Below are 24,278 nucleotides of genomic sequence, written 5' to 3' on the forward strand. Positions count from 1 at the left end.
GTCTGGCGGAGCACTCGGAGCAGTCATGGCCCAATCGGAAACCGTTGAACGCATTCTCGATGCTGCCGAGCAGCTGTTCGCGGAAAGGGGGTTCGCCGAGACCTCGTTGCGGCTTATTACCAGCAAGGCCGGGGTCAACCTCGCGGCCGTCAACTATCACTTCGGCTCCAAGAAGGCGTTGATCCAGGCGGTGTTCTCGCGCTTCCTCGGCCCATTCTGCGCCAGCCTTGAGCGTGAGCTGGAGCGGCGCCAGGCCAAGCCAGAGCACAAGCCCAGCCTCGAAGAGCTGCTGGAAATGCTGGTGGAGCAGGCGCTGGCCGTGCAGCCGCGCAGCAACAACGACCTGTCTATCTTCATGCGCTTGCTGGGCCTGGCCTTCAGCCAGAGCCAGGGCCACCTGCGGCGATACCTGGAGGACATGTACGGCAAGGTATTCCGCCGCTACATGCTGCTGGTCAACGAGGCCGCACCGCGTATTCCGCCATTGGAACTGTTCTGGCGCGTGCATTTCATGCTCGGCGCTGCGGCCTTCAGCATGTCGGGTATCAAGGCGCTGCGGGCAATTGCCGAGACCGACTTCGGCATCAATACCTCGATCGAGCAGGTCATGCGCCTGATGGTACCGTTCCTGGCGGCGGGCATGCGCGCCGACAGCGGTGTTACCGACGACGCCATGGCTGCCGCCCAGCTGCGCCCGCGCACCAAGACCAGCGCCACCACCGCCAAGGCTTGAAGGCTGGGCGGGGCGGGGCGCTTGGGCTAAGCTAGCGCGGCTTCTGTTCAGTCTTCAATGAAGGATTACCCATGCCCGTCAGCCTACAAGGCTCCCTGATGGTGGATATCGCCGGTAAATGGCTGACCGCCGAAGACCGTCACCTGCTGCGCCAGCCCGAAGTGGCTGGCCTGATCATTTTTGCCCGCAACATCGACAGCCCGCGCCAGGTGCGTGAATTGTGTGCTTCGATTCGCGCCATTCGCCCCGAGCTGATCCTGGCGGTGGACCAGGAGGGTGGCCGTGTGCAGCGCCTGCGCCAGGGCTTTGTGCGCCTGCCGGCCATGCGTGCGCTGGCTGACAACGACAATGCCGAATACCTGGCCGAACAGTGCGGCTGGTTGATGGCGACCGAGGTGCTGGCGGTTGGCCTGGACCTGAGCTTTGCCCCGGTACTCGACCTTGATCACCAACGCAGCGCCGTGGTTGGCAGCCGCGCCTTCGAGGGTGACCCGCTGCGCGCCACGCAACTGGCCGGCGCGTTCATCCGTGGCATGAATGCAGCGGGCATGGCTGCCTGTGGCAAGCACTTTCCGGGGCATGGCTGGGCCGAGGCCGACTCGCATGTGGCCATCCCGACCGATGAGCGCAGCCTCGAACAACTGCGCAAGGCCGATCTGGTGCCGTTCAGCCGCCTGAGCGGGCAGCTGGCGGCGGTGATGCCGGCGCATGTCATTTACCCGCAGGTCGACAACCAGCCGGCCGGCTTCTCGCGGCGCTGGCTGCAGGACATCCTGCGTGGCGAGCTGGGCTTTGACGGGGTGATCTTCAGTGATGACCTGTCGATGGCCGGTGCGCATGTGGTGGGTGATGCGGCAAGCCGTATCGAGGCTGCGTTGAGCGCAGGCTGTGACATGGGCCTGGTATGCAATGACCGGGCGGCGGCAGAGCTGGCGCTGAGCGCGGCGCAGCGGATGAAGGTGAAACCCTCGGCGCGCATTGCGCGGATGCGTGGGCAAGGGTTTGCGCGGACCGATTACCGACAGCAGCCGCGCTGGCTGGAGGCGTTGGGGGCGTTGAAAGAGGCTCAACTGGTCGATTGACTGTACTGGCCTCTTCGCGGGCACGCCCGCTCCCACAGGGGGCGCATAGCCTTCAAGGCATGCGCAGTACCTGTGGGAGCGGGCGTGCCCGCGAAGAGGCCGGTAAAAGCGCCAGAAGACTCAGGCTTTATCGCCCGCGCTTTCCGGGCAATGGCGCAAACAGCGCCTCGATTTCTTCATCGCCCATGCGCCACTGCCCACCCTGGCCTCCATCCAGCAGGCTTGCCGCCAGCGCCGCTTTCTCTTGTTGCAGCAACTGGATTTTCTCCTCCACCGTGCCCCGGGTAATCAGCTTGAACACAAACACCGGTTTGTCCTGGCCAATGCGGTAGGCGCGGTCGGTGGCCTGGTTTTCACTGGCCGGGTTCCACCAGGGGTCAAAGTGGATCACCGTGTCCGCAGCCGTCAGGTTCAGCCCGACACCCCCGGCTTTGAGGCTGATCAGGAACACTTCACTGTCACCCTGCTGGAACTGCTGCACAGGCGTCCGCCGGTCACGGGTGTCACCGGTCAGCAGGCTGTAGCGGATCTTGCGCTTTTCCAGCTCCTGCTCGATCAATGCCAGCATCGAGGTGAACTGCGAGAACAGCAGCACGCGACGGCCTTCGCTCAGCAGCTCTTCGAGCATTTCCAGCAGTGCGCCCAGCTTGCCTTTGTCGGCCTGGTTGCCTTTGCTTTCCACGCCTTTGACAAGGCGCAGGTCGCAGCACACCTGGCGAAGCTTCAGCAGGGCGTCGAGGATGACGATCTGGCTGCGTGCGGCGCCATTACGGGCGATTTCATCGCGGACTTTCTTGTCCATGGCCACCCGCACGGCCTCGTAGGTGTCACGCTGGGCGTCGCTGAGCTCGACCCAGTGCACCATCTCGGTCTTGGCGGGTAGCTCGGTGGCCACCTGCTCCTTGGTACGGCGCAACAGGAACGGGCGGATGCGGCTGGCCAGGTGGGCCATGCGCTCGCTGTCGCCGTGGCGCTCGATCGGCGTGCGGTAGTCCTGGTTGAAACGCTTGAGGTCACCCAGCCAGCCGGGCATCAGGAAGTGGAATATCGACCACAGCTCGCCCAGGTTGTTCTCCATCGGCGTGCCGGTCAGGCAGACGCGCTGGGCGGCCTGCAATTCACAGACGGCAAGGGCGGCCTTGCTGGTGCTGCTCTTGATGTTCTGCGCTTCGTCCAGCACCAGTACATGCCAGGGCTGAGTGCGCAGGTGTTCGAGGTCGCGCGGCATCAGCGCGTAGGTGGTCAGGACCAAGTCGTATTCCTGGAGCTTGGCAAAATACTTGCTGCGCCCAGGCCCGTGCAGTGCCAGCACCCGCAGGTCGGGGGCAAAACGCTGGGCTTCGTCCAGCCAGTTGGGTATCAGGCTGGTGGGCATGACTGCCAGGGCCGGAGCATTCAGGCGCCCGGCCTGTTTCTCCAGAAGCAGGTGAGCCAGGGCCTGCAGGGTCTTGCCCAGGCCCATGTCGTCTCCGAGGATGCCGCCGGTGCCCATTTCGCGCAGTGCCTGCAGCCAGTTCAGGCCTTGTTGCTGATAGGGCCGCAAGCTGGCCTGCAGCCCGGCTGGCGGTTCCGCGTGCAGGTCGCGGGCATCGCGCAGGCGGCGGCCAAGGTCGCGTACATGCTGGCCACCTTCCCAGAGCAGGGGTATGCCTTCGATTTCGTTCAGGCGCGCCGCGTCGGCACGTTCCAGGCGCATCGCGGGGCCAGCGGCATGCTCGTGCAGGTAAAGCTCACCCAGGGTGGCCATGACCGATTTCACTCGGCCATAAGGCAGGGCGACGCGCAGGGCCGGGGCATCCAGGCGGCCGCGGTTGAGGTCGATCAGCAAGTGTTCGTCGTCACTGCGCCGGGCCAGCTCGCTGGGGCGCAGCAACTCCGGGTTGCTGCGCAGCAGTTGCAGCACGATCGGCAGCAGGCTGTGGCGCTGGCCATCGACCACGATGCCTAGCTCCAGGTCGAACCATTCATGGCCGGGTGCTTCGTCGATGGTGGCGTACCAGTCGTCCACCTCTTGCAGGTTGAAGGCGAAATCACGGTGGATGTCGATGTCCCAACCGGCCTCGCGCAGGCGCGGCAGGCCTTCGCGGGCAAAGCGTAGCCAAGCTTCGTCGTCTGGCAGCTGAAACATTTCGCCGGCGCTGTCGGGCAAGGCTTTGCTCTGCCGGGTGGCGGCCTTGAAACCCAGGTCGCGCAAGGTTTTGCGCAGCGCCTGTTCGGCCTGGGACTGGCGGCGAATGCGTTGGCTGGTGGCGCCCGCCAAGCGGGTCAGTGGCTTGTCGTCGCTGGCATTGGCGCGCAGGCCGTCGTAGTCAAACGCCAGTGCGGCGCGGTGTTGCATCTGCCGTTGCATGCGGCCCGTCTTGGGCATATAGGCGCTGAATTCGAGGCTGCCCAGGGTCAGCCGCCCCTTTGGCGTGACGTCATCGATTTGCTCGGTGCTCACGGTCGTGGGGGTGGGGACGTGGCGGTTCAAGGCGTTCAATCGATGGCTCAAGGGAATAACCAGGTGCTCGGGTACAACGGGGGCGCGCGCAAGCTGGCTGGCAATGAAGGGGTCGAGGTCGTGGCGCAGCGTGCCGGTCAAATGTTGCTGCCTGTCGACATAGTGCATCGGCTCGATGGGCACCGCCTGCAACGGCTCGTGGCCTTCGTGGTACCAGGCGCCGCGGTAGCTACCATTGTCCAGCCTGACCCAGCGAAACTCGGCATGCAGCTCCGGCCCGGGGGACAGTGGGGTCAAGTCGTCCTCGAATAGCAGGCGGCCAGTGGCAAGGGCGTAGCTGTAGAGCTCCCCACCCTGTTTGCCTTCCAGTTGTGCTGCGGGTGTAGTTGTTTCGCTACGGGAATCGATCAGGCGCAAAAGCCGCGCATCATCTTCTGTGACGTAGCGAGGCGTGTAGTACAGCATCTCGGGCATCGATGTGATGCGACCGATCTTCAGTGTGTCGTCTGCCTGGCGGGTGCCTTTGATCGGTTCGAGTCGCCAAATCGCTTGATCCACATGAATGCGGTAGTAGATTGCCGGGCCTTTGCGTGCGGGGCCTTGAGGTGTTGCAGGCTGGGATGGGGACTCAAGGGCCTGAACCCACAGGTTCAGGTCTGGTGGCAGCGACAGGCTGGATTGATCCTGGCTGGCTTCGGGGTCCAGGCTGCCCTGTAACTGCAGCAGCGCCGCAACGCAGTGCTTGCAGTTGTGCGTAACCGGACAGGTGCAGCGCCCGAACACGCGCAGGTCGCCATGGTTGACGACCAGTCGAATGGTTTGCTGGTAGGTCTGGCCTGCCGAGCCCTTGCAGATGGCTTCGATCACTGGGCCATGCTGCGACAGGATGCGAGCCTGCTCTTGCGCGGCATAATTGCGGCCTCGTGCCATCGCGCCGGCCTCGATGAAGTCGACCCAGTCCGGGTAGGCCCTCAACAGCTGCTGCGCATCGCCATCGCTCACATCACTGCTCCATCATCTCCGGGTCCATCACCGGCATTTTCGGCGTGCCTGGCGGCGTCACCTTCAGCAGCACGGCCAGGTGGCCGCCGTCGAGGAAGGTCAGCTGGCCGCCCTTGACGTTGCTGTTGCTTTGCTTGAACTGCTCGCTTTGCAGCACGCTGCCGTTGCCGTCCAGCTGGTTGACCCAGAAATTGGCGTCGACCGTGATGAAGCGGCCTTCAGCGATGCTGAGGTTGCCTTCGATGGGGAAGTGGCCGAACTGCTCGGTACCTTCGCCCAGGGCGATGCGGCTGGGTTCACTGCCAACCTGCTGCTGCCAGGCCTTGTGCAGCAGCACGGTGTAGTCGGCGGTTGCTTCCAGGCGGGTGGCTTCGTCTTCCAGTGCCAGGCGGCGTTCGGCGTCCTTTTCCAGGCGCGGGGCGCCGGCGCTCCAGTTTTCCGGGGCGAACGGGCTGGTAAAGGCGGGCACGCTGTTCTGCCGCACCAGGATCATTTCTACCTGATAAAGGCCTTCGGCGAAGGCGGCCGGGGCGAACAGCGCCAGCAGCAGGGTCAGGCAACGGATGGCACGCATGGATCTTCCTTAGGCAGGCTGTGGGGTCAGGCGCTCGAACAGCGCCTCCAGGGTATTGAAGCGTTCGTCGGGGCGTTCCATCGGCACCAGGAAGCGGAACTGGGTCGCGCCTTCGAACTTGTAGCGTTTGGGCTGGCCCTGGATCAGCTTGATCAGGGTCAGCGGGTCGACCGGGGTTTCGGCCTCGAACTCGAGCTTGCCGCCATTGGGGCCGGCATCGACTTTCTTGATGCCGAGCTTTTCTGCGTGCAGCTTCAGCGAGGTCAGGCGCATCAGGTTCTTGGTGGGCTCCGGCAGCAGGCCGAAGCGGTCGATCATCTCGACTTGCAAGTCCTTCAGGCCTTCTTCGTCGGCAGCCGAGGCAATGCGCTTGTACAGGATCAGCCGCGCATGCACGTCGGGCAGGTAGTCCTCGGGGATCAGCGCCGGCAGCCGCAGGTTGATCTCCGGGCCACCGCCCAGTGGCTGTTCGAGGTTCGGCTGGGTGCCTTTGCGAATGGCCTTCACCGCACGTTCGAGCATTTCCATGTACAGGGTGAAGCCCACGGCCTGGATCTGCCCGCTCTGGCCTTCGCCCAGCAGTTCGCCCGCACCGCGGATTTCCAGGTCGTTGGTAGCCAGCACGAAGCCTGCGCCCAGGTCCTGGGTGTTGGCGATGGCCTCCAGGCGTTTCTCGGCGTCGGCGCTGACTTTCTGCCGGGTGGGCGTGAGCAGGTAGGCGTAGGCCTGGTGGTGGCTGCGGCCGACCCGGCCGCGCAGCTGGTGCAACTGGGCCAGGCCGAACTTGTCGGCGCGCTCGATGACGATGGTGTTGGCGCTGGGCACGTCGATACCGGTTTCGATGATGGTCGATGCCACCAGCACGTTGAAGCGCTTGTGGTAGAAGTCGCTCATCACCTGTTCCAGCTCGCGCTCGCGCATTTGCCCATGGCCAATGCCGATACGTGCCTCGGGCACCAGCTCGGCCAGGTCGGCGGCGCATTTTTCGATGGTTTTCACATCGTTGTGCAGGTAATACACCTGGCCACCGCGCAGCAGCTCGCGCAGCAGTGCTTCCTTGACCGTGCTCTTGTTCTGCTCCATGACGAAGGTGCGCACCGACAGGCGGCGCGCTGGCGGCGTGGCAATGATCGACAGGTCGCGCATGCCCGCCACGGCCATGTTCAGTGTGCGCGGGATTGGCGTGGCGGTCAGGGTAAGGATGTCGACCTCGCTGCGCAGGGCCTTGAGTTGCTCCTTCTGGCGCACGCCAAAACGGTGTTCTTCGTCGATGATGGCCAGGCCCAGGTCCTTGAAGCGCACGTCATCCTGCAGCAGCTTGTGGGTGCCGATGAGGATGTCGATCTTGCCTTCGGCCAGGTCAGCGGCGGCGGCTGCCACTTCCTTTGCCGACTTGAACCGGCTCATCACTTCCACGGTTACCGGCCAATCGGCAAAGCGGTCGCGGAAGCTGTTGTAGTGTTGTTGGGCGAGCAGGGTGGTGGGCACCAGTACGGCCACCTGGCGGCCGCTGTGCACGGCGATGAACGCGGCGCGCATGGCTACTTCGGTTTTGCCAAAACCCACGTCGCCGCACACCAGACGGTCCATTGGCTTGGGTGCCAGCATGTCGGCGCGCACGGCTTCGATGGCGGCTTGCTGGTCCGGGGTTTCCTCGAACGGGAAGCCGGCGCTGAAGGTGGCGTAATCGGCGGACGGGTCGGCAAACGCATAACCCTTGCGCGCGGCGCGGCGGGCATAGATGTCGAGCAGCTCGGCGGCCACGTCGCGCACCTGCTCGGCGGCCTTGCGTTTGGCCTTCTGCCAGGCTTCCGAACCCAGCCGGTGCAGCGGTGCCAGGGCATCGTCGCTGCCGGTGTAGCGGGCGATCAGGTGCAGGTTGGCCACCGGCACGTACAGCTTGGCGTTCTCGGCGTATTCCAGGGTGAGGAACTCGGCGGCCTGGCCGTCGATTTCCAGGGTGGCCAGGCCCAGGTAACGGCCCACGCCATGGTCGATGTGTACCACCGGCGCGCCTTCGCGCAGCTCGGTGAGGTTCTTGATGACGGCATCGTTGGCGGTTTCACCACGCTTGTCGCGGCGCCGGCGTTGCATCACCCGCTGGCCGAACAACGGGCTTTCGGCAATCAGGGCCAGGCCTGGGTCGTCCAGCACCAGGCCGTCGTCCAGTGGGGCGATGGTGATTGCCAGGCGTTCGCTGCCGGTGATGAAGTCGGCCCACCCGTCGACGGTGTGCGGGCGCAGTTTCAGGCGCTCCAGCAGCTCCAGCAGGACTTCGCGGCGGCCCGCCGATTCGGCGGTGAACAGCACGCGGCCGGGGAACTGGTCAAGGAAGCTGGCCAGTTCGGCCAGCGGCTGGTTGGCCTTTGCCTCGATGGCCAGGTTGGGCAGGGCGCGCGCCGGGAAGCGCTCGCGGCCTGCGCCTGGGTCGAGGTCTTCGCTGCTGACCACCACGCGCGGCCATTGCTTGAGCCGGGCGAAGCAGTCTTCCACCGGCAGGAACAGCTCGGCCGGTGGCAGCAGTGGCCGGCTGAGGTCGCCGCGTCGGTCTTCGTAACGGCCGCGCACGTCGTTCCAGAAGTGTTCGGCGGCCTGCTCCACGCCGGGCAGCGAGAACACCTGGGTGTCGGCTGGCAGGTAGTCGAACAGGGTCGAGGTTTCTTCGAAGAACAGCGGCAGGTAGTACTCGATACCGGCGGGGATGATGCCGCTGGCCAGGTCCTGGAAGATGGCGCTGCGGCGGAAGTCGACGTCGAAGCGTTCGCGAAAGCGTGCCTTGAAGCGGGTGACTTCCTCTTTTTGCATGGGGAACTCGCGCGCCGGCAGCAGGCGTACCGAATCCACCTTGTCGATCGAGCGCTGGGTTTCGGGGTCGAAGGTGCGCAGCGTCTCGATCTCGTCATCGAACAGATCGATGCGGTACGGCAGCTTGCTGCCCATCGGGAACAGGTCGATCAATGCGCCGCGCACGGCGAACTCGCCATGCTCGTAGACGGTGTCGACGCAACGGTAGCCGCTGGCCTCCAGACGCAAGCGCATCTGCTCCACGTCGATGGTCTGGCCCACATCCAGCACCAGGCTGCTGCCCAGCAGGAAGCGCGTGGGTGCCAGGCGGTGCAGGGCGGTGGTGACCGGTACCACGAGGATGCCGTGGCTCAGCTCCGGCAGGCGGTACAGGCTGGCGATGCGCTGGGAGATGATGTCCTGGTGCGGCGAGAACAGGTCGTAGGGCAGGGTTTCCCAATCGGGGAACGGCAGCACCGGCAGGTCCGGGGCAAAGAAGCGCAGCTCCTGTTCCAGACGGTCGGCGGCCTGGCTGTCGGCCGTCAGCAGCAGGGTGAAGCGGCCAGCGTTGCTGGCAGCCTCGGCGATGGCAAGGCTGAGGGCGGCACCGGGCAGGTTGCCCCAGGTTTGTTTGCCGGCCGTGGCCGACATGTGCGGTAGGCGCAGAACTGACACGGGAGATTGCACTCCAAGCGTTGCGGCAAAGAGACCGATTGTACCGGTGACGGTGCCGGCTGTCAGGCTCGAAAGGGCGTGAATGCTGGCTTGCGTCGCCACGACAGGCGCTCATTGCCCGTTCCGCGTCGGGGCGTCATAATGTAGCCCCTTTTTTCTGTCCCTACATGTGGAAGGTTCCCGTGACTCAGAAGCCCGACCAGTGTCTTGGTGAGTGGATTGATCGTGAAGCCCTGGCTGAAGCGATGATCCCGCTTATCGGTCAGCTCTACCGCAACAACAACGTGGTGAGCTCGATTTATGGCCGTAGCCTGATCAACCGTTCGGTTATCTCGATCCTCAAGGCGCACCGCTTTGCGCGTCATCGTCAAGCCGACGAAACCGAACTGTCCGTCCACGAGACATTCCCCCTGCTCAAGGCCATGAGCGAGCTGAAACTGGGCGCCGCTTCGGTTGACCTGGGCAAGCTGGCCAACAAGTTCAAGCAGGAAGGCAATGGCCGCACTGCCGAGCAGTTCGTCCGTGAAGAGCTGGCCGATGTGGTTGGCCAGCAGAACGCTTCGGCCCGTAAAGGCACCGACGTTGTCCTGTACGGTTTCGGCCGTATCGGTCGCCTGCTGGCGCGCATCCTGATCGAGAAGACCGGTGGTGGCGACGGCCTGCGCCTGCGTGCCATCGTTGTGCGCAAGGGTGCCGAAAACGACCTGGTCAAGCGTGCCAGCCTGCTGCGTCGTGACTCGGTACACGGCCCGTTCGATGGCACCATCACCATCGATGAAGCCAACAACACCATCACCGCCAACGGCAACCTGATCCAGGTTATCTACGCCAAGAGCCCGAGCGAAGTCGACTACACCCAGTACGGCATCGAAAACGCGCTGATCGTCGACAACACCGGCGTATGGCGTGATGCCGATGGCCTGGGCCAGCACCTGGCCTGCCCGGGCGCTGCCCGTGTGATCCTCACCGCACCTGGCAAGGGCGCGCTGAAGAACATCGTGCACGGCATCAACCACGGTGACATCGCTGCTGATGACAAGATCATCTCGGCTGCTTCCTGCACCACCAACGCCATCGTGCCGGTGCTCAAGGCTGTCAACGACAAGTACGGCATCGTCAACGGCCACGTCGAAACCGTTCACTCGTTCACCAACGACCAGAACCTGATCGACAACTTCCACAAGGGCAGCCGCCGTGGCCGTGCCGCGCCGCTGAACATGGTCATCACCGAAACCGGCGCTGCTACCGCAGCTGCCAAGGCACTGCCAGTGCTGAAGGGCAAGCTGACCGGCAACGCCATTCGCGTGCCGACGCCGAACGTGTCGATGGCCATCCTGAACCTGAACCTGGAAAAGGCCACCAACCGCGACGAGATCAACGAGTACCTGCGCCAGACCGCCATGCACTCGGAACTGCACAAGCAGATCGACTACGTCAGCTCGCAGGAAGTGGTTTCGACCGACTTCGTGGGCTCGCGCCACGCCGGTGTGGTTGACGCCGAAGCCACCATCGCCAATGACAACCGCGTTGTCCTGTACGTTTGGTACGACAACGAGTTCGGTTACAGCTGCCAGGTGGTTCGCGTGATGGAAGACATGGCCGGTGTGAACCCGCCAGCGTTTCCACGCTAATGCACTTGTAAGGCAATAAAAAAACGGGAACCTTCGGGTTCCCGTTTTTTTTGCCTGAATATTGTTCGTGCTGGCGCGGTCATTGTAGGAGCGGCCTTGTGTCGCGAAAGGGCCGCAACGCGGCCCCAAGATTTCGGCGCAGAGGCAAAATTGCTGGGGCCGCGTTGCGGCCCTTTCGCGACACAAGGCCGCTCCTACAATGACCGTGCAGGCATGTAGAACCGAGAAAATCCGATTGCGCACAGCTCTTCTGTTTACCCTCATGCTGCTCACCGCTTGCAACCAAGGCCCCACCCTGGAGCGCCTTGGCGGCCCGACCATGGGCAGCAGCTACAGCATCCAGTACGTGCGCGAGCCCGGTGGCCCGGCGCCGGCGCAAGTGCAGGCGGCAGTCGAAACCATCCTGCACGACATCGATCAGCATTATTCGACCTACCGCGGCGACTCCACCGTCAGCCAGTTCAACCAGTTGCCCGCCAATCAATGCCTGGCCCTGCCGGCCGACATGCTCGAACTGGTCAACCTCGGCCAGCACCTGGCCGAGCAGAGCGACGGTGCCTTTGACCTCACCGTCGAGCCGTTGCTGGACCTGTGGGGCTTTGGCCCCCAGGCCCGCCACGAGCAGGTGCCAGACCCGCAAACCCTGGCCCAGGTGCGCCAGCGCGTGGGCTACTGGCACTTGCGCATCGATGGTCAGACCCTGTGCAAGGACGCCCCGGTGCAGCTCGACTTCAACAGCATCGCCGCCGGCCACGCTGTCGACCTGATCGCCGCACGCCTGCAAGCCATGGGCGTAGCCAGCTTTGTCGCCGAAGCCACTGGCGAGCTCAAGGCGCTCGGCCGCAAGCCTGATGGCAGCCCTTGGCGCATTGCCCTCGAGCTGCCCCGCGAAGACCGCCAGATCGCCCGCCAGATCATCCCGGTCAATGGCCTTTCAGTATCAACCTCGGGTGACTATCGGCACTATTTCGAGGAGAATGGCCGGCGCTATTCGCACACCTTCGATGCCCGCCTCGGGCGCCCGGTGCAACACGACCTGGCCGCCGTCACCGTGCTCGATGCCTCGGCGCTGCAGGCCGATGGCTATTCGACGTTGCTGCTGATCCTGGGCCCTGAGCGTGGCTGGGATTTTGCCGTGGCGCATGGCCTGGCTGCAGTATTGGTGACTCGGGCCGAGGGTGGCTTCGTCTCTCGAGCTACGCCCGCATTCGAACGGGCAGTGAAAGGCGATTGAAAGCGCAGGCAGGGATGATTGCCGCCAGGGAATGGGTGAACCATATGTAGTGCGGGCAAAATTGGCCTACGACGCGACCAAGGGTTAATGTGCGCGGCGTTCACGCTTGATTAGACTGCACCCGAATTTTCTCATGACGCCCCGGCGGCATGATCGCGCCCCGCGAGCGACCGTGGCTTGCGGGCCAGTTCTGAAGGAGTACGCATGGCTGTCTACAACTACGACGTAGTGGTGCTGGGTTCCGGCCCGGCCGGTGAAGGCGCGGCAATGAACGCCGCCAAAGCAGGGCGCAAGGTGGCGATGGTCGATGACCGTCGCCAGGTCGGTGGCAACTGCACGCACCTGGGTACCATCCCGTCCAAGGCACTGCGTCACTCGGTGCGGCAGATCATGCAGTTCAACACCAACCCGATGTTCCGTGCCATCGGCGAGCCGCGCTGGTTCTCGTTCCCTGACGTGCTGAAAAGCGCCGAGAAGGTCATTTCCAAGCAGGTTGCATCGCGCACCGGCTATTACGCCCGTAACCGTGTCGACGTGTTCTTCGGCACCGGCAGCTTCGCCGACGAACAAACCGTCGAGGTCGTGTGCCCGAACGGCGTGGTGGAAAAACTCAACGCCAAGCACATCATCATCGCCACCGGCTCGCGCCCGTACCGCCCTGCCGATATCGACTTCCATCACCCGCGCGTCTACGACAGCGACACCATCCTCAGCCTCAGCCACACCCCGCGCAAGCTGATCGTGTACGGTGCTGGCGTGATCGGTTGCGAATACGCCTCGATCTTCAGTGGTTTGGGCGTGCTGGTAGAGCTGGTAGACAACCGTGGCCAGCTGCTGAGCTTCCTGGACTCGGAAATCTCCCAGGCGCTGAGCTACCACTTCAGCAACAACAACATCACCGTTCGCCACAACGAAGAGTATGAGCGCGTCGAAGGCCTGGACAACGGGGTGATCCTGCACCTGAAGTCGGGCAAGAAGATCAAGGCCGACGCCTTGCTGTGGTGCAACGGCCGTACCGGCAACACCGACAAGCTGGGCCTGGAAAACATCGGCATCAAGGTTAACAGCCGTGGCCAGATCGAAGTCGATGAGGCCTACCGCACTGCCGTGTCGAACATCTATGGCGCCGGTGACGTGATCGGCTGGCCAAGCCTGGCCAGTGCTGCCCATGACCAGGGCCGTTCGGCTGCCGGCAGCATCGTCGATAATGGCAGCTGGCGCTTCGTCAACGACGTGCCGACCGGCATCTACACCATTCCTGAAATCAGCTCGATCGGCAAGAACGAGCAAGAGCTGACCCAGGCCAAGGTGCCGTACGAAGTGGGCAAGGCCTTCTTCAAGAGTATGGCGCGTGCGCAGATTGCCGGCGAGCCGCAGGGCATGCTGAAAATCCTGTTCCACCGCGAAACCCTGGAAATCCTCGGCGTGCATTGCTTCGGCTACCAGGCTTCGGAAATCGTCCACATCGGCCAGGCGATCATGAACCAGCCGGGCGAACTGAATAACCTGAAGTACTTCGTCAACACCACGTTCAACTACCCGACCATGGCCGAAGCCTACCGGGTAGCTGCCTACGACGGCCTGAACCGGCTTTTTTGAGCGGCTCCGACCGGTGGCCTGAGCCGGTCGGAGAGACCGATTTCAACCCTACCCGAGGGTGGTCTTGGCCAAACCGGGAAAGTCTGTAATCAGGCTGTCCACGCCAAAGTCAGCGAGCCTGCGCATCAGTGCCGGTTCGTTGACCGTCCACACCGACACGTGCAAACCCTGGCCCTGTGCTTTGAGCAGGCGCTCGGGGGTGCACAGCGTCCAGTTCAATGCGAGCATCTCGCAGCCGTAGTTCTGTGCCACCTTCAACGGGTCCAGCCAGGCGTATTCGGCTACCAGCCCGCGTTTCACGTCCGGCACCAGTTCCAGCGCAGCGCCCAATACTTCGCGTGAGCTGGAGGTGATGGTTACCTTGTCCAGCAAGCCGTATTGCTGGGCCAGTTCGCGGATTGCCAGCACGGTAGTGGCGGCGCGGGTACGCGAAGCGCTCTTGACCTCCAGCTGCCAGTGTTCGAACGGGCACTTCTCGAACAGTTCTTCCAGTTTCGGGATCGGGCAGGGTTGCACATGGCCCGGGCCGCCTTTGCGGGCGTCGATCTTCACCAGGTCTGCGGCCGGGTGCTCGACCACTTTGCCGCGCCTGCCGGTGGTGCGCTTGAGGGTTGGGTCATGGATTACCATCAGCTCATTGTCGGCCGACAGGTGCAGGTCCAGTTCGCAGCGGGTGACGCCGTGGGACAGGCACTGGCGGAAGCTGGTCAGGGTGTTTTCGGGCGCTTCGCCCTTGGCGCCGCGATGGCCGTAGATCAGAGTCACGTTCGTTCCTTCAAATCGGGGGGAAATGGCCTCAGGAGGCGGGGTCGTTCTGTCCCAGCTGCTGGCGCCGTTGTTGTTGCTGGCGCTGCAGGATATGGCGGGCCAGCAGTTGACGCTGGGCGTCGGTCATGTCGATGAATTCGGTGCCTACCTCAAAGCCACCTTCAGGAAGCGGGTCGCAATGGGTAACCCTGCCGCGCAGCAGAAGGCCATGGGCGCGCGGCATCAGCACCATTTTCACTTTTACCCGGGTGCCGGGGGCAATCTGCGTGGCTTGCGCAAATTCGATACCGCCTTCGGAAATGACCACCGGCAGGGGCTGGCCCACTTCGCCGAGCAGGGTTTGTGCCACGACTGCGCTGAGCAGGTCGAGGCGTTTGTTCTGCGCCTTCAGGAAGGCGGCCAGGGTGCGGTCCTTGTCGCTCAGCTGGCGCAGCAGGTGCTGCGACTCAAAGTCGGAAAGGTGCAGTTCGCTGAGCAGGTTGAACAGCGGGGAATCATCTTGCAATACATCTGGGTCAAGGGCTTCGGCCGCGCTGAGGGGGCTGATTTGGAGTGCGATCCGATCTTCGATGCGGTAGTATTCGCGGCGATCTTCTTCGTCTAATGTCGTCATGGCGAACCCAAGGTAGCGGCGGTGGTCCGAGTGTAAAGCCGCCGTTGGCGCCTCGCCACAAGGACGTTCCCTTTCATCCGAACAAGCCCCGACATGTTCAGACCTCTTTTCGCATTCATCGGCACGCGTTATACCCGTGCCAAACGCCGTAATCACTTCGTCTCGTTCATTTCCCTGACCTCGATGATCGGCCTCGCCCTGGGCGTGGTGGTGATGATCGTGGTGCTGTCGGTGATGAACGGTTTCGACCATGAGATGCGCACCCGCGTGCTGGGCATGATCCCCCATGCCACGCTGGAGAGCGGTCAGCCGATTGGCAATTGGCCAGCCCTTGCCCAACAAGTAAAGCAGAATCCGCAGGTGGTGGCGGTAGCGCCGTTCACCCAGATGCAGGGCCTGCTGACCCATGACGGCAAGGTGCAGAAGGTGCTGCTCAACGGTATCGACCCGGCCCGCGAGCGTGAGGTGTCGATCATCGACAACTTCGTCCTGCAAGGCCGCCTCGACCAGCTGGCGCCGGGCGAGTGGGGCATCATGATCGGCGACAAGGCCGCGGCCAAGCTGGGCGTGGCCATCGGCGACAAGCTCACCTTCGTCGCCCCCGAGGTCAGCGTGACCCCTGCCGGCATGTTCCCGCGCATGAAGCGCTTCACCGTGGTAGGCACCTTCCACGTGGGCGCGGGCGAGATCGATGGCTACCTGGGCCTGACCAACATCAGCGACCTGTCCCGCCTGCACCGCTGGAAGCCCGATCAGGTGCAGGGCCTGCGCTTGAAGTTCGATGACCTGTTCCAGGCGCCTCGGGTGGCCTGGAGCATCGCCCAGCAGCTGGGTGACCAGGAGTACTACAGCCGCGACTGGACCCGTACCCACGGCAACCTGTACCAGGCGATCCGCATGGAAAAGGCCATGATCGGCCTGCTGTTGCTGCTGATCGTGGCGGTGGCTGCGTTCAACATCATTTCCACGCTGGTGATGGTGGTAAACGACAAGCGTGGCGACATCGCCATCTTGCGCACGCTGGGCGCCACCCCCGGGCAGATCATGCTCATCTTCATGGTCCAAGGCACGGTGATCGGGGTGATTGGCACCCTGCTCGGTGCCGTGGTCGGCATCCTTGCGGCGCTGAATGTCAGCGCAGCGATCGCCGGCATCGAGAAACTGATCGGGCACAAGTTCCTCAATGCCGACGTGTACTTCATCGATTACCTGCCGTCGCAGATCCAGGCCCAGGACGTGTACATGGTCTGCGGTGCGGCGCTGGTCCTGAGTTTCTTCGCCACCCTGTACCCGGCCTGGCGTGCGGCCCGCACCCAGCCTGCAGAGGCGCTACGTTATGAGTGAGTCGCGCATGAGTGATAAAGCCGTTCTGAGTTGCCGCAACCTGGGCAAGTCCTACGACGAGGGCCCGGAGTCGGTGCAGGTGCTGTCCGGCCTCAACCTGGAGCTGCACGCCGGTGAGCGCATTGCCATCGTCGGCAGCTCGGGCTCTGGCAAGAGCACCTTGCTCAACCTGTTGGGCGGCCTCGACCGGCCAACACAGGGCAGCGTCTGGCTGGCGGGCGAAGAACTGTCGGCGCTGGGCGAACGTGCCCGCGGGCTGCTGCGCAACCGCGAGCTGGGCTTTGTCTACCAGTTCCACCACCTGTTGCCGGAGTTCACCGCCATCGAGAACGTGTGCATGCCGCTGCTGATTGGCCGCACGCCCATTCCCGAAGCCCGCGAACGTGCCGAAGCGCTGCTCAAGCGCGTGGGCCTGGGCCACCGCCTCAACCACAAGCCGGCCGAGCTGTCCGGTGGTGAGCGCCAGCGCGTGGCGATTGCCCGTGCGCTGGTCAACCGCCCCGGCCTGGTGATGCTCGACGAGCCGACCGGTAACCTCGACCACCATACCGCCCAAGGCATCCAGGAGCTGATGCGGGAGCTGTCCAGCGCATCACGCACGGCGTTCCTGGTGGTCACCCATGACCTCAACCTGGCGCGGCAGATGGACCGTGTATTGAAGCTCGACGACGGCCACCTGGTGGCGATCTGATCGACAGCCCGGGGTGGCAGGTGCCGCCCCGTTTTCCTGTTTTCTTTGGGTGATTCCGTACATGTTCAGACCCTTGCCCATCTTCATCGGCGCGCGCTACACCCGAGCCAAGCGCCGCAACCACTTCATCTCGTTCATTTCGATGACCTCGATGATCGGCCTGTCGCTGGGCGTGCTGGCGATGATCGTGGTGTTGTCGGTGATGAACGGCTTCCAGCGCGAAATGAGCTCGCGCATTCTCGGCCTGGTGCCGCATGCCGCCATCCTTGGCGTGCAGCCGCTGGACGACTGGCACAAGGTGGCCGACGCGGCCATGCAGAACCCGGCGGTGATGGCGGCAGCGCCGATTACCGAAATGGAGGGCATGCTGTCGTACAAGGGTGCGATGCAGCCGATCCAGGTGGGCGGTATCGACCCGGCCGAAGAGGGCAAGGTCTCGATCGTTGGCCAGCACATTGTGCAGGGCCGCCTGCAGGACTTGCAGCCGGGCGAATTCGGTGTGGTCATCGGCGAGCTGACCGCTCGGCGCTTCCGCCTGAATACCGGCGACAAGCTGACCTTGATCGTGCCGGAAATCAGCAAGGAGCCGGGCGGTATCACCCCGCGCATGCAGCGCCTGACGGTGGTCGGTATCTTCAAGGTCGGCGCTGAGCTGGATGGTTCGCAGGCCTATATCCACGTGGCCGACGCCGGCGAGATGCAGCGCTGGGCACCGGGTCAGGTGCAGGGCGTACGCCTGAAGCTGCACGACCTGTATGCCGCGCCGCAGGTGTCCAAGGCCATTGTTGCCGGGTTGGGCGATGCCTACCGCGCCGATGACTGGTCGCACACCCAGGGCAGCCTGTTCAGTGCCATGAAGATGGAAAAGACGATGATCGGCCTGCTGCTGATGATGATCATTGCAGTCGCGGCATTCAACATCATCGCCACCCTGGTGATGGTGGTGAACGACAAAGGGCCGGACATTGCCATCCTGCGCACCTTGGGGGCCACCCCGGCGCAGATCATGGGCACGTTCATGGTCCAGGGCAGCCTGATCGGCATTGTCGGCACGCTGATTGGTGGCGTACTGGGTGTGATTGCCGCTTTTAATGTCAGCCAGATCGTCGGTTGGCTGGAGCGGGTGAGCGGGCAGCACATCTTTACCTCGGATGTGTACTTCGTCAGCAGCTTGCCATCGCAGTTGCAGTGGGGGGATGTGGTGATGATCTGCGCTGCAGGGTTGGTGATGAGCTTCCTGGCGACCATTTACCCGGCTTACCGGGCATCGCAGGTGCAGCCGGCGATTGGCCTGGCTGTCTAGTTTCCTGTGGGATTGTTGGGGGCGCTTTGCGCCCCTGTCGCGACACAAGGCCGCTCCTACAAGCGTTCGCGTCAACTTTAATGGATCGCGGTCCCTTGTAGGAGCGGCCTTGTGTCGCGATGGGCTGCAAAGCAGCCCCCGGTTCACCGAGCTTCAGTGAACTCGATCACAAACCGCGTCCAGCCACCGTCACACTCCGCCCGAATACGCCCGCCATGGGCCTGCACGATGGACCGGGTAATCGCCAAACCCAACCCCGCATGCTCGCTACTGCCTTCCCGCCGCGCCGGGTCCACCCGATAAAAACGGTCAAACAGTCGCGGTAAAGCAGCGGGGTCGATGGCCGCGCCAGTGTTTGCCACACTGATACTCGGCCCGGGCCCCAGCGTCACCCGGATTTGCCCGCCTGCCGGGGTAAAGCGCAGCGCGTTATCCAGCAGGTTGGACAGTGCCCGGCGCAGCATGTGCCGATCACCGTCCAGCACGGCTTCACCCTCACGAAGCATTTGCACGTCACTGTCCTCGGCCAGCGGCGCGTAGTACTCCAGCAACGCATCCACCTCCTCATGCAACGCCAAAGGCACTTGCCCTGGCACCAGCAGGCCGTGGTCAGCCTTGGCCAGGAACAGCATGTCGTTGATCATCTGCGCCATCCATTGCAGCTCTTCCAGGTTGCCATGCAGCGCTTCGCGGTATTCCTCCAGGCTGCGCGGGCGGGTGAGGGTGACCTGTGTGTGGGTCAGCAGGTTGGACAGCGGCGTACGCAACTCGTGGGCGATGTCGGCAGAAAACGCCGACAGGCGTTGGAAGGCATCGTCCAGGCGCTGCAGCATGGCATTCATGCTGCTGGCCAGCTCGGCCAGCTCTTCGGGCATTTGCGCCACCGGCAGGCGGGTGGTGAGCGAGCGTGCCGACACGCTGGCGGCCACCTGGCCCATCTGCCGCAAGGGGCGCAGCCCGCTGCGGGCAGCCCAGGCCCCCAGCAGTGCGGTGAGCAGCGCAGACAAGCCGACCGTCAGCCAGATCAAGCGCTGCATGCCTTGCAGGAAGTGCTGGTGATGAGTGATGTCGAGGTACAGCGTGAGTTGCGGCGACGTTGGTGTGCCCTGCGCCAGGTGCACGGCCAGGCTGCGGTAGTCGGTGCCTGGCGCATGCAGGGTGGCCAGCCCGGCGGGCAGGGGGGGCAGCGGCAGCCCGGTACGGCTTTCGAACCAGGTGGCGCCATCGTTGCCACTGATGCGCAGGGCCAGGTCGGCCTGGTGGCTCAGTTCAACGCGCAGGGCGGGCAGGCGGGCCTGTAACGCTTCAGGCGTACTGACGCCTGCCAGCTGGGTACGCAGCAGCGACAGACGCGAGTCCAGCAGTTGCTGATCAAGTTCAACGAAGTGCTGCTCGCTGGCCCGGCTGAACAACAGGCCGGCGCCGAGCGAGACGGCGGCGGTGCAGGCGGCGAACAACAGGGCAAGGCGGTTGCCAAGGGAAACCCGACGCATTACTCGGTGCGCTCTTCAAGTACGTAGCCCATGCCGCGTACGGTGTGGATCAGCTTGTGGGTGTGCGGGTCGTCGATCTTCAAGCGCAGGCGGCGGATCGCCACTTCGATCACATTGGTGTCGCTGTCGAAGTTCATGTCCCATACCTGCGAGGCGATCAGCGATTTTGGCAGTACTTCGCCCTGGCGGCGCAGCAACAGTTCGAGCAGGGCGAATTCCTTGGCAGTCAGGTCAATGCGCTGGCCAGCGCGTTCGGCGCGGCGACGGATCAGGTCCAGCCGCAGGTCGGCCAGGCCCAGGGTGGTGTCCAGGCTGGGGCTGTTGCCACGGCGCAGCAGGCTGCGCACCCGGGCCAGCAGTTCGGAAAAGGCAAACGGCTTGACCAGATAATCGTCGGCACCCAGTTCCAGGCCATGCACCCGGTCTTCGACGGCGTCGCGGGCGGTAAGGAACAGGACAGGCGTATCCAGGCCGGCGTGGCGTACGGCTTGCAGGATTTGCCAGCCATCCCGGCCGGGCAGCATCACGTCGAGGATCAGCAGGTCATGGTCGCCAGTCAGGGCCAGAAACTGGCCGGTCTCGCCATCGGTTGCCAGTTCGGTGGCAAAACCGGCCTCGCTCAGGCCCTGGCTCAGGTACTGGCCGGTGCGGGCCTGGTCTTCGACGATCAGTAGTTTCATCAGGTGGTTTGACTCCAGCAGGCGATGCAAAGCCCCCGTGGGAGCGAGTGATGCTGAAATGATACGTGACGATCTTCAGGGTCGCTCAAGCTGACAAAGTTGTAATCTGCCTGTCAGGTAGCTGCCAGTCGCCACTGACTAATGTGGCTGCATCCCGTTGTGCATCCCCGGAGTCATCATGAAACGCCTGTTCATCGCCGCCACTCTTGCCCTGGCCAGCCTGCCTGCCTTTGCCGGCGAGTCGCAAACCTTCGCCTTCGGTGAGCCAGCCCCGGCGGCCAAAGCCACCCGTACCGTAGACGTGGTGCTCAAGGACATTGCCTTCGAGCCCAGGAACCTGCAGGTAAAAGCCGGCGAGACAGTGCGCTTCGTGCTGGTCAACGAGGGCAAGCTGCCCCACGAATTCAACCTGGGCGACAAGGCCATGCACGCCGAACACCAGAAGGAAATGGTGGCCATGCAGGGCAAGCTGTTCACGGCGGGCATGAACCATGAAGGCATGAACCATGAAGGCATGGACCACGGCCAGATGATGGACCACGGTGGCGGCCATGGTCATGGCGGCGGCAATACCGTGCTGGTAATGCCCGGCCAGCGCGCCGAGCTGACCTGGACGTTCCGCAAGTCGGCGCCCATCGAGTTTGCCTGCAACGTACCGGGGCATTACCAGGCCGGCATGGTCGGGGCACTGACCATCGAGTGACTTGCGCTCCAAGGCAGGGTGCAAAACCGGTAGACTAGGGGCAATTCGAACCTCTAGGTCAGTTTCCATGCATCCTGCTGCCGAACATTCCCCGCTGGGCAAGTCCAGCGAATACATCGCCACCTACTCCCCGGAACAGCTGTTCCCGATCCCGCGTACCGCCAAGTGGGCCGAACTGGGCGTCACCGCGCAGACTTTGCCCTGGCAGGGCGTGGATTACTGGAACTGCTTCGAACTCAGCTGGCTGCTGCCGTCGGGCAAGCCGGTGGTGGCGATTGGCGAGTTCGCCATCCCTGCTGATTCCCCGAACATCATCGAGTCCAAGTCGTTCAAGCTGTACCTCAACTCGCTGAACCAGACGGTGTTCGCTTCGCCGGGCGAGCTGCAGGCCTGCCTTGAGAAAGACCTGTCTGCCGCTGCTGGCAAGCCGGTAGGCGTGAAGGTGCGCACCTTGGCCGAGGTCGAGGCCCAGGGTGTGACGGCTTTGCCGGGGCAGTGCATCGATGTGCTGGACGTTGCCATCAGCAACTACGAGCAGCCGCAGCCAGAGCTGCTGCATTGCAACGCGGAGCGGGTGGTGGAAGAAACCTTGCACAGCCACCTGCTGAAGTCGAACTGCCCGGTGACCGGCCAGCCGGACTGGGGTAGCGTGGTGGTCGAGTACAAGGGTAGGGCGCTGGACCATGCCAGCTTGCTGACCTACCTCATCAGCTTCCGCCAGCATGCCGACTTCCATGAGCAGTGCGTGGAGCGCATTTACCTGGATTTGAAGAACCTGCTGCAGCCGGAGCACCTGACGGTGTACGCGCGCTATGTGCGCCGGGGTGGGCTGGATATCAACCCGTACCGTAGCACCGGGGCGATCAACCCGGATAACAAGCGCCTGGTGCGGCAGTAAGGTTCAAGTACGCTGGGGCGCTCTGCGCCCCTTTCGCGACACAAGGCCGCTCCTACAGGTACAGCGCAAGATCAGAGGTTTGCGCTGTACCTGTAGGAGCGGCCTTGTGTCGCGAAAGGGCTGCGAAGCAGCCCGGCTGTTTCAGATCCCCATGCTGTGCAATGAATTGGCAATACTGCGCAGGGTGGCGGTGAGGTCGGGGTGGTCGGCCTCGAAACGTTCGATTGCCAGGTTCACGCCATCCACCAGGTTATTGTCTGGCGTGGCTTCTTCAAGTTTCAGTTGCGCCTCGATCTGGCGCGCCTCTTCGTGCAGCGCGGCCAACTCTTCTTCCGAAAGCGGTACGTTGCGGTCCAGTTGCTCGCGCAAGTTGTTCAGGCGCTCTTGCAATTCGCGGGCAGGCATTGGCAGTTCTCCATCAATGGCTTGGCAAGCCATGGACCTCAGCGAAGCGGCAAAGGTTCTGGCCTACCTTCAGCGTAATCCACCTGTCGCCGCTTTGCATGATCCGCGTCAAAGGTGCTGTATCAGGGTTTTTCACCCTTGCGCCGGCGTTGGGCGATGTCCTGCAGGCAGGTGTCCAGCGCCTCCAGGTGGTCGATCACAGAGTGCACGCCCAGGCCGAACAGCTCCAGCGTCGCCTTGCCGCGGGCCAGGTCCTGTTCCTGCGGGGTCAGGGCTTGCCATTGCTGCGAACTACGGTCGCAGAACGGGCTGCAGGCAGCCAGGCCCACGGTCCACAACCCCGCATTGAGGCCTGATTGCAGCAGGCGCGGGTCACCACTGACCAGTACGCAGCCGTCCAGGCGTTCGCTGTCCAGGGTCATCAGCGCCTGCCAGCAAGCGTTGGGCGCAGGCCAGCGTACGCCGTTGACGGAATGCCCCGGCAGCCAGTCGGGTAATACGTGGGCCAGGCGCCTGCTTTGGCTGGCGTTGAGGTCATCCAGCCAGATGCATGGCACCTGGCGCTGACGCAGGCTGGCAAGGGTAGCCAGGGCCCCGGGGGCGGGCGAGGGGGCGCCGCCATTGATGGCCTGTACCAGGCAGCCGCGCAAGCCGAACAGCACAGCAGTGAAGGCGGGTGCAGCGTCCATGGCAACTTCCCCCAAATAGTCCGCAGGCTATTCGCTGATTGTTACCGCTCTGTGACATCGGCTGATGCGCAACAGTTGTTCACAAAATATTGAGCAAAAATGTGTAAAGCTGTTTATCAGGCCGCAAGCCTCTATACTGCCGCCTTACCAGCAGCGCGCCCCGGCGCGTTTGCGGCCGAGAAATTCGATGGAGAGACATCTATGCGTAGGATCGGTGCCAGTGTGATCGAACGAGTCACCCAGGCCTGTGTCTGCGCCAGCATGCTGCTGGCGCCCGTGGCAGCCACCCAGGCAGCCACCGAGGAGGATCCCTGGGAAGCGGTCAACCGCCCGATCTTCCGTTTCAACGATACCCTCGACACCTATGCCCTGAAGCCATTGGCCAAGGGTTACCAGGCGGTTACTCCGCAGTTCCTTGAAGACGGTATCCACAACATCTTCCGCAACCTGGGTGATGTGACCAACCTGGCCAACGACCTGCTGCAGCTCAAGCCCCATGCGGCGGGCGTGGACACTGCGCGGTTGATCGTCAACACCACCTTCGGCCTGGGCGGTTTCTTCGACGTGGGCACCAAGATGGGCCTGCAGCGCAATGACGAGGACTTCGGCCAGACCCTGGGCTACTGGGGCGTGCCGAGCGGCCCTTACGTGGTCATCCCGTTGCTGGGCCCAAGCACGGTGCGTGACGGCGTGGCCAAGTACCCGGATACCTACACCAAACCCTACCGCTACATCGACCATGTGCCGACGCGCAACTCGATCTTCGCGCTGGACGTGATCGACACCCGTGCCGACCTGCTGTCGGCCGAGAAGCTGATCCAGGGTGACAAGTACATCTTCATTCGCAACGCCTACCTGCAGAACCGCGAGTTCAAGGTGAAGGACGGCGAAGTCGAAGACGACTTCTGATCACGCGCGATCCTGAGGTTCGGTG

At 63.5% G+C, this 24,278-nt stretch carries 20 protein-coding genes; 11 read left to right on the forward strand and 9 right to left on the reverse strand.

Annotated features, from left to right (window positions below):
• Positions 1 to 25: 25 nt before the first annotated feature.
• Both ACQKPZ_RS14560 and nagZ read left to right on the forward strand, forming a co-directional pair.
• Entirely contained in the window at positions 26 to 733 is a 708-nt protein-coding gene (locus ACQKPZ_RS14560) for a TetR/AcrR family transcriptional regulator (protein WP_427539153.1), read from the forward strand.
• A gap of 71 nt (positions 734 to 804) precedes the next feature.
• A complete protein-coding gene (gene nagZ / locus ACQKPZ_RS14565; protein WP_427539156.1) occupies positions 805 to 1,815 on the forward strand; it encodes a beta-N-acetylhexosaminidase in 1,011 nt (336 codons plus the stop codon).
• A 127-nt stretch (positions 1,816 to 1,942) separates the two neighbouring features.
• Here nagZ and ACQKPZ_RS14570 read toward each other — a convergent pair whose 3' ends face one another.
• From ACQKPZ_RS14570 to mfd, 3 genes are read right to left on the reverse strand one after another with little or no spacing between them, the layout of a single operon-like run.
• Positions 1,943 to 5,260, reverse strand: coding sequence for an SNF2-related protein (locus ACQKPZ_RS14570; RefSeq protein WP_427539158.1), 3,318 nt, complete (start codon positions 5,258 to 5,260; stop codon positions 1,943 to 1,945).
• A gap of 1 nt (position 5,261) precedes the next feature.
• A complete protein-coding gene (locus ACQKPZ_RS14575; RefSeq protein ID WP_391132560.1) occupies positions 5,262 to 5,834 on the reverse strand; it encodes a CsiV family protein in 573 nt (190 codons plus the stop codon).
• A 9-nt stretch (positions 5,835 to 5,843) separates the two neighbouring features.
• Positions 5,844 to 9,293, reverse strand: coding sequence for a transcription-repair coupling factor (gene mfd / locus ACQKPZ_RS14580; RefSeq protein ID WP_427539161.1), 3,450 nt, complete (start codon positions 9,291 to 9,293; stop codon positions 5,844 to 5,846).
• Between the two features lie 167 nt (positions 9,294 to 9,460).
• Between mfd and ACQKPZ_RS14585 the strand changes: the two genes are divergently transcribed.
• The 3 genes from ACQKPZ_RS14585 (at position 9,461) to sthA (ending at position 13,757) form a co-directional block, all read left to right on the forward strand.
• Positions 9,461 to 10,924 (forward strand): glyceraldehyde-3-phosphate dehydrogenase, encoded by a 1,464-nt coding sequence (locus ACQKPZ_RS14585; protein WP_016485650.1) that lies wholly within the window; start codon positions 9,461 to 9,463, stop codon positions 10,922 to 10,924.
• 235 nt (positions 10,925 to 11,159) lie between these two features.
• Entirely contained in the window at positions 11,160 to 12,158 is a 999-nt protein-coding gene (locus ACQKPZ_RS14590; RefSeq protein WP_427539164.1) for an FAD:protein FMN transferase, read from the forward strand.
• Positions 12,159 to 12,362: 204 nt separating this feature from the next.
• Complete coding sequence (gene sthA, locus ACQKPZ_RS14595; RefSeq protein WP_391132551.1) at positions 12,363 to 13,757, forward strand: Si-specific NAD(P)(+) transhydrogenase; 1,395 nt, start codon at positions 12,363 to 12,365, stop codon at positions 13,755 to 13,757.
• Positions 13,758 to 13,805: 48 nt separating this feature from the next.
• Here sthA and ACQKPZ_RS14600 read toward each other — a convergent pair whose 3' ends face one another.
• The gene (locus ACQKPZ_RS14600; protein ID WP_391132549.1) at positions 13,806 to 14,522 is read right to left on the reverse strand and encodes a glycerophosphodiester phosphodiesterase; all 717 of its coding nucleotides are present in this window, start codon (positions 14,520 to 14,522) and stop codon (positions 13,806 to 13,808) included.
• A 31-nt stretch (positions 14,523 to 14,553) separates the two neighbouring features.
• Positions 14,554 to 15,138 (reverse strand): PilZ domain-containing protein, encoded by a 585-nt coding sequence (locus ACQKPZ_RS14605; protein WP_391132547.1) that lies wholly within the window; start codon positions 15,136 to 15,138, stop codon positions 14,554 to 14,556.
• A 93-nt stretch (positions 15,139 to 15,231) separates the two neighbouring features.
• Here ACQKPZ_RS14605 and ACQKPZ_RS14610 point away from each other — a divergent pair, with 93 nt between their 5' ends.
• The 3 genes from ACQKPZ_RS14610 (at position 15,232) to ACQKPZ_RS14620 (ending at position 18,476) form a co-directional block, all read left to right on the forward strand.
• Positions 15,232 to 16,482 carry a lipoprotein-releasing ABC transporter permease subunit gene (locus ACQKPZ_RS14610; protein WP_427539166.1) on the forward strand — a complete coding sequence of 417 codons (1,251 nt, stop codon included), beginning with the start codon at positions 15,232 to 15,234 and terminating at the stop codon, positions 16,480 to 16,482.
• A 7-nt stretch (positions 16,483 to 16,489) separates the two neighbouring features.
• Positions 16,490 to 17,173 carry a lipoprotein-releasing ABC transporter ATP-binding protein LolD gene (lolD, locus tag ACQKPZ_RS14615; protein ID WP_391132543.1) on the forward strand — a complete coding sequence of 228 codons (684 nt, stop codon included), beginning with the start codon at positions 16,490 to 16,492 and terminating at the stop codon, positions 17,171 to 17,173.
• A 61-nt stretch (positions 17,174 to 17,234) separates the two neighbouring features.
• On the forward strand, positions 17,235 to 18,476 hold the full coding sequence (locus tag ACQKPZ_RS14620; RefSeq protein WP_427539169.1) for a lipoprotein-releasing ABC transporter permease subunit: 1,242 nt from the start codon (positions 17,235 to 17,237) through the stop codon (positions 18,474 to 18,476).
• Positions 18,477 to 18,619: 143 nt separating this feature from the next.
• On the opposite strand, the gene ACQKPZ_RS14625 is transcribed toward ACQKPZ_RS14620, so the two are convergent.
• The gene (locus ACQKPZ_RS14625) at positions 18,620 to 19,969 is read right to left on the reverse strand and encodes a heavy metal sensor histidine kinase (RefSeq protein WP_427539172.1); all 1,350 of its coding nucleotides are present in this window, start codon (positions 19,967 to 19,969) and stop codon (positions 18,620 to 18,622) included.
• Positions 19,969 to 20,649 carry a two-component system response regulator CinR gene (gene cinR, locus ACQKPZ_RS14630; protein ID WP_427539175.1) on the reverse strand — a complete coding sequence of 227 codons (681 nt, stop codon included), beginning with the start codon at positions 20,647 to 20,649 and terminating at the stop codon, positions 19,969 to 19,971. The genes ACQKPZ_RS14625 and cinR overlap by 1 nt, the downstream gene beginning before the upstream one ends.
• Positions 20,650 to 20,827: 178 nt before the next feature.
• On the opposite strand from cinR, the gene ACQKPZ_RS14635 reads away from it, so the two are divergent.
• Both ACQKPZ_RS14635 and queF read left to right on the forward strand, forming a co-directional pair.
• A complete protein-coding gene (locus ACQKPZ_RS14635) occupies positions 20,828 to 21,352 on the forward strand; it encodes a cupredoxin domain-containing protein (protein ID WP_427539178.1) in 525 nt (174 codons plus the stop codon).
• A gap of 67 nt (positions 21,353 to 21,419) precedes the next feature.
• Positions 21,420 to 22,250: an NADPH-dependent 7-cyano-7-deazaguanine reductase QueF gene (gene queF / locus ACQKPZ_RS14640; RefSeq protein ID WP_391132533.1), complete on the forward strand. Its 831-nt coding sequence runs from the start codon at positions 21,420 to 21,422 to the stop codon at positions 22,248 to 22,250.
• 141 nt (positions 22,251 to 22,391) lie between these two features.
• Here the strand turns inward: queF and ACQKPZ_RS14645 are convergent, their stop codons facing one another.
• On the reverse strand, positions 22,392 to 22,655 hold the full coding sequence (locus tag ACQKPZ_RS14645; RefSeq protein ID WP_427539181.1) for a DUF4404 family protein: 264 nt from the start codon (positions 22,653 to 22,655) through the stop codon (positions 22,392 to 22,394).
• Positions 22,656 to 22,777: 122 nt separating this feature from the next.
• Positions 22,778 to 23,344 (reverse strand): phosphonoacetaldehyde phosphonohydrolase-related protein, encoded by a 567-nt coding sequence (locus tag ACQKPZ_RS14650; protein WP_427539184.1) that lies wholly within the window; start codon positions 23,342 to 23,344, stop codon positions 22,778 to 22,780.
• A gap of 201 nt (positions 23,345 to 23,545) precedes the next feature.
• On the opposite strand from ACQKPZ_RS14650, the gene ACQKPZ_RS14655 reads away from it, so the two are divergent.
• On the forward strand, positions 23,546 to 24,253 hold the full coding sequence (locus ACQKPZ_RS14655; RefSeq protein WP_264362440.1) for an MlaA family lipoprotein: 708 nt from the start codon (positions 23,546 to 23,548) through the stop codon (positions 24,251 to 24,253).
• The last annotated feature ends 25 nt before the right edge of the window (positions 24,254 to 24,278 follow it).

Origin of the sequence: Pseudomonas sp. NPDC089547, assembly GCF_050280665.1 — a bacterium.
Classification (GTDB): domain Bacteria; phylum Pseudomonadota; class Gammaproteobacteria; order Pseudomonadales; family Pseudomonadaceae; genus Aquipseudomonas.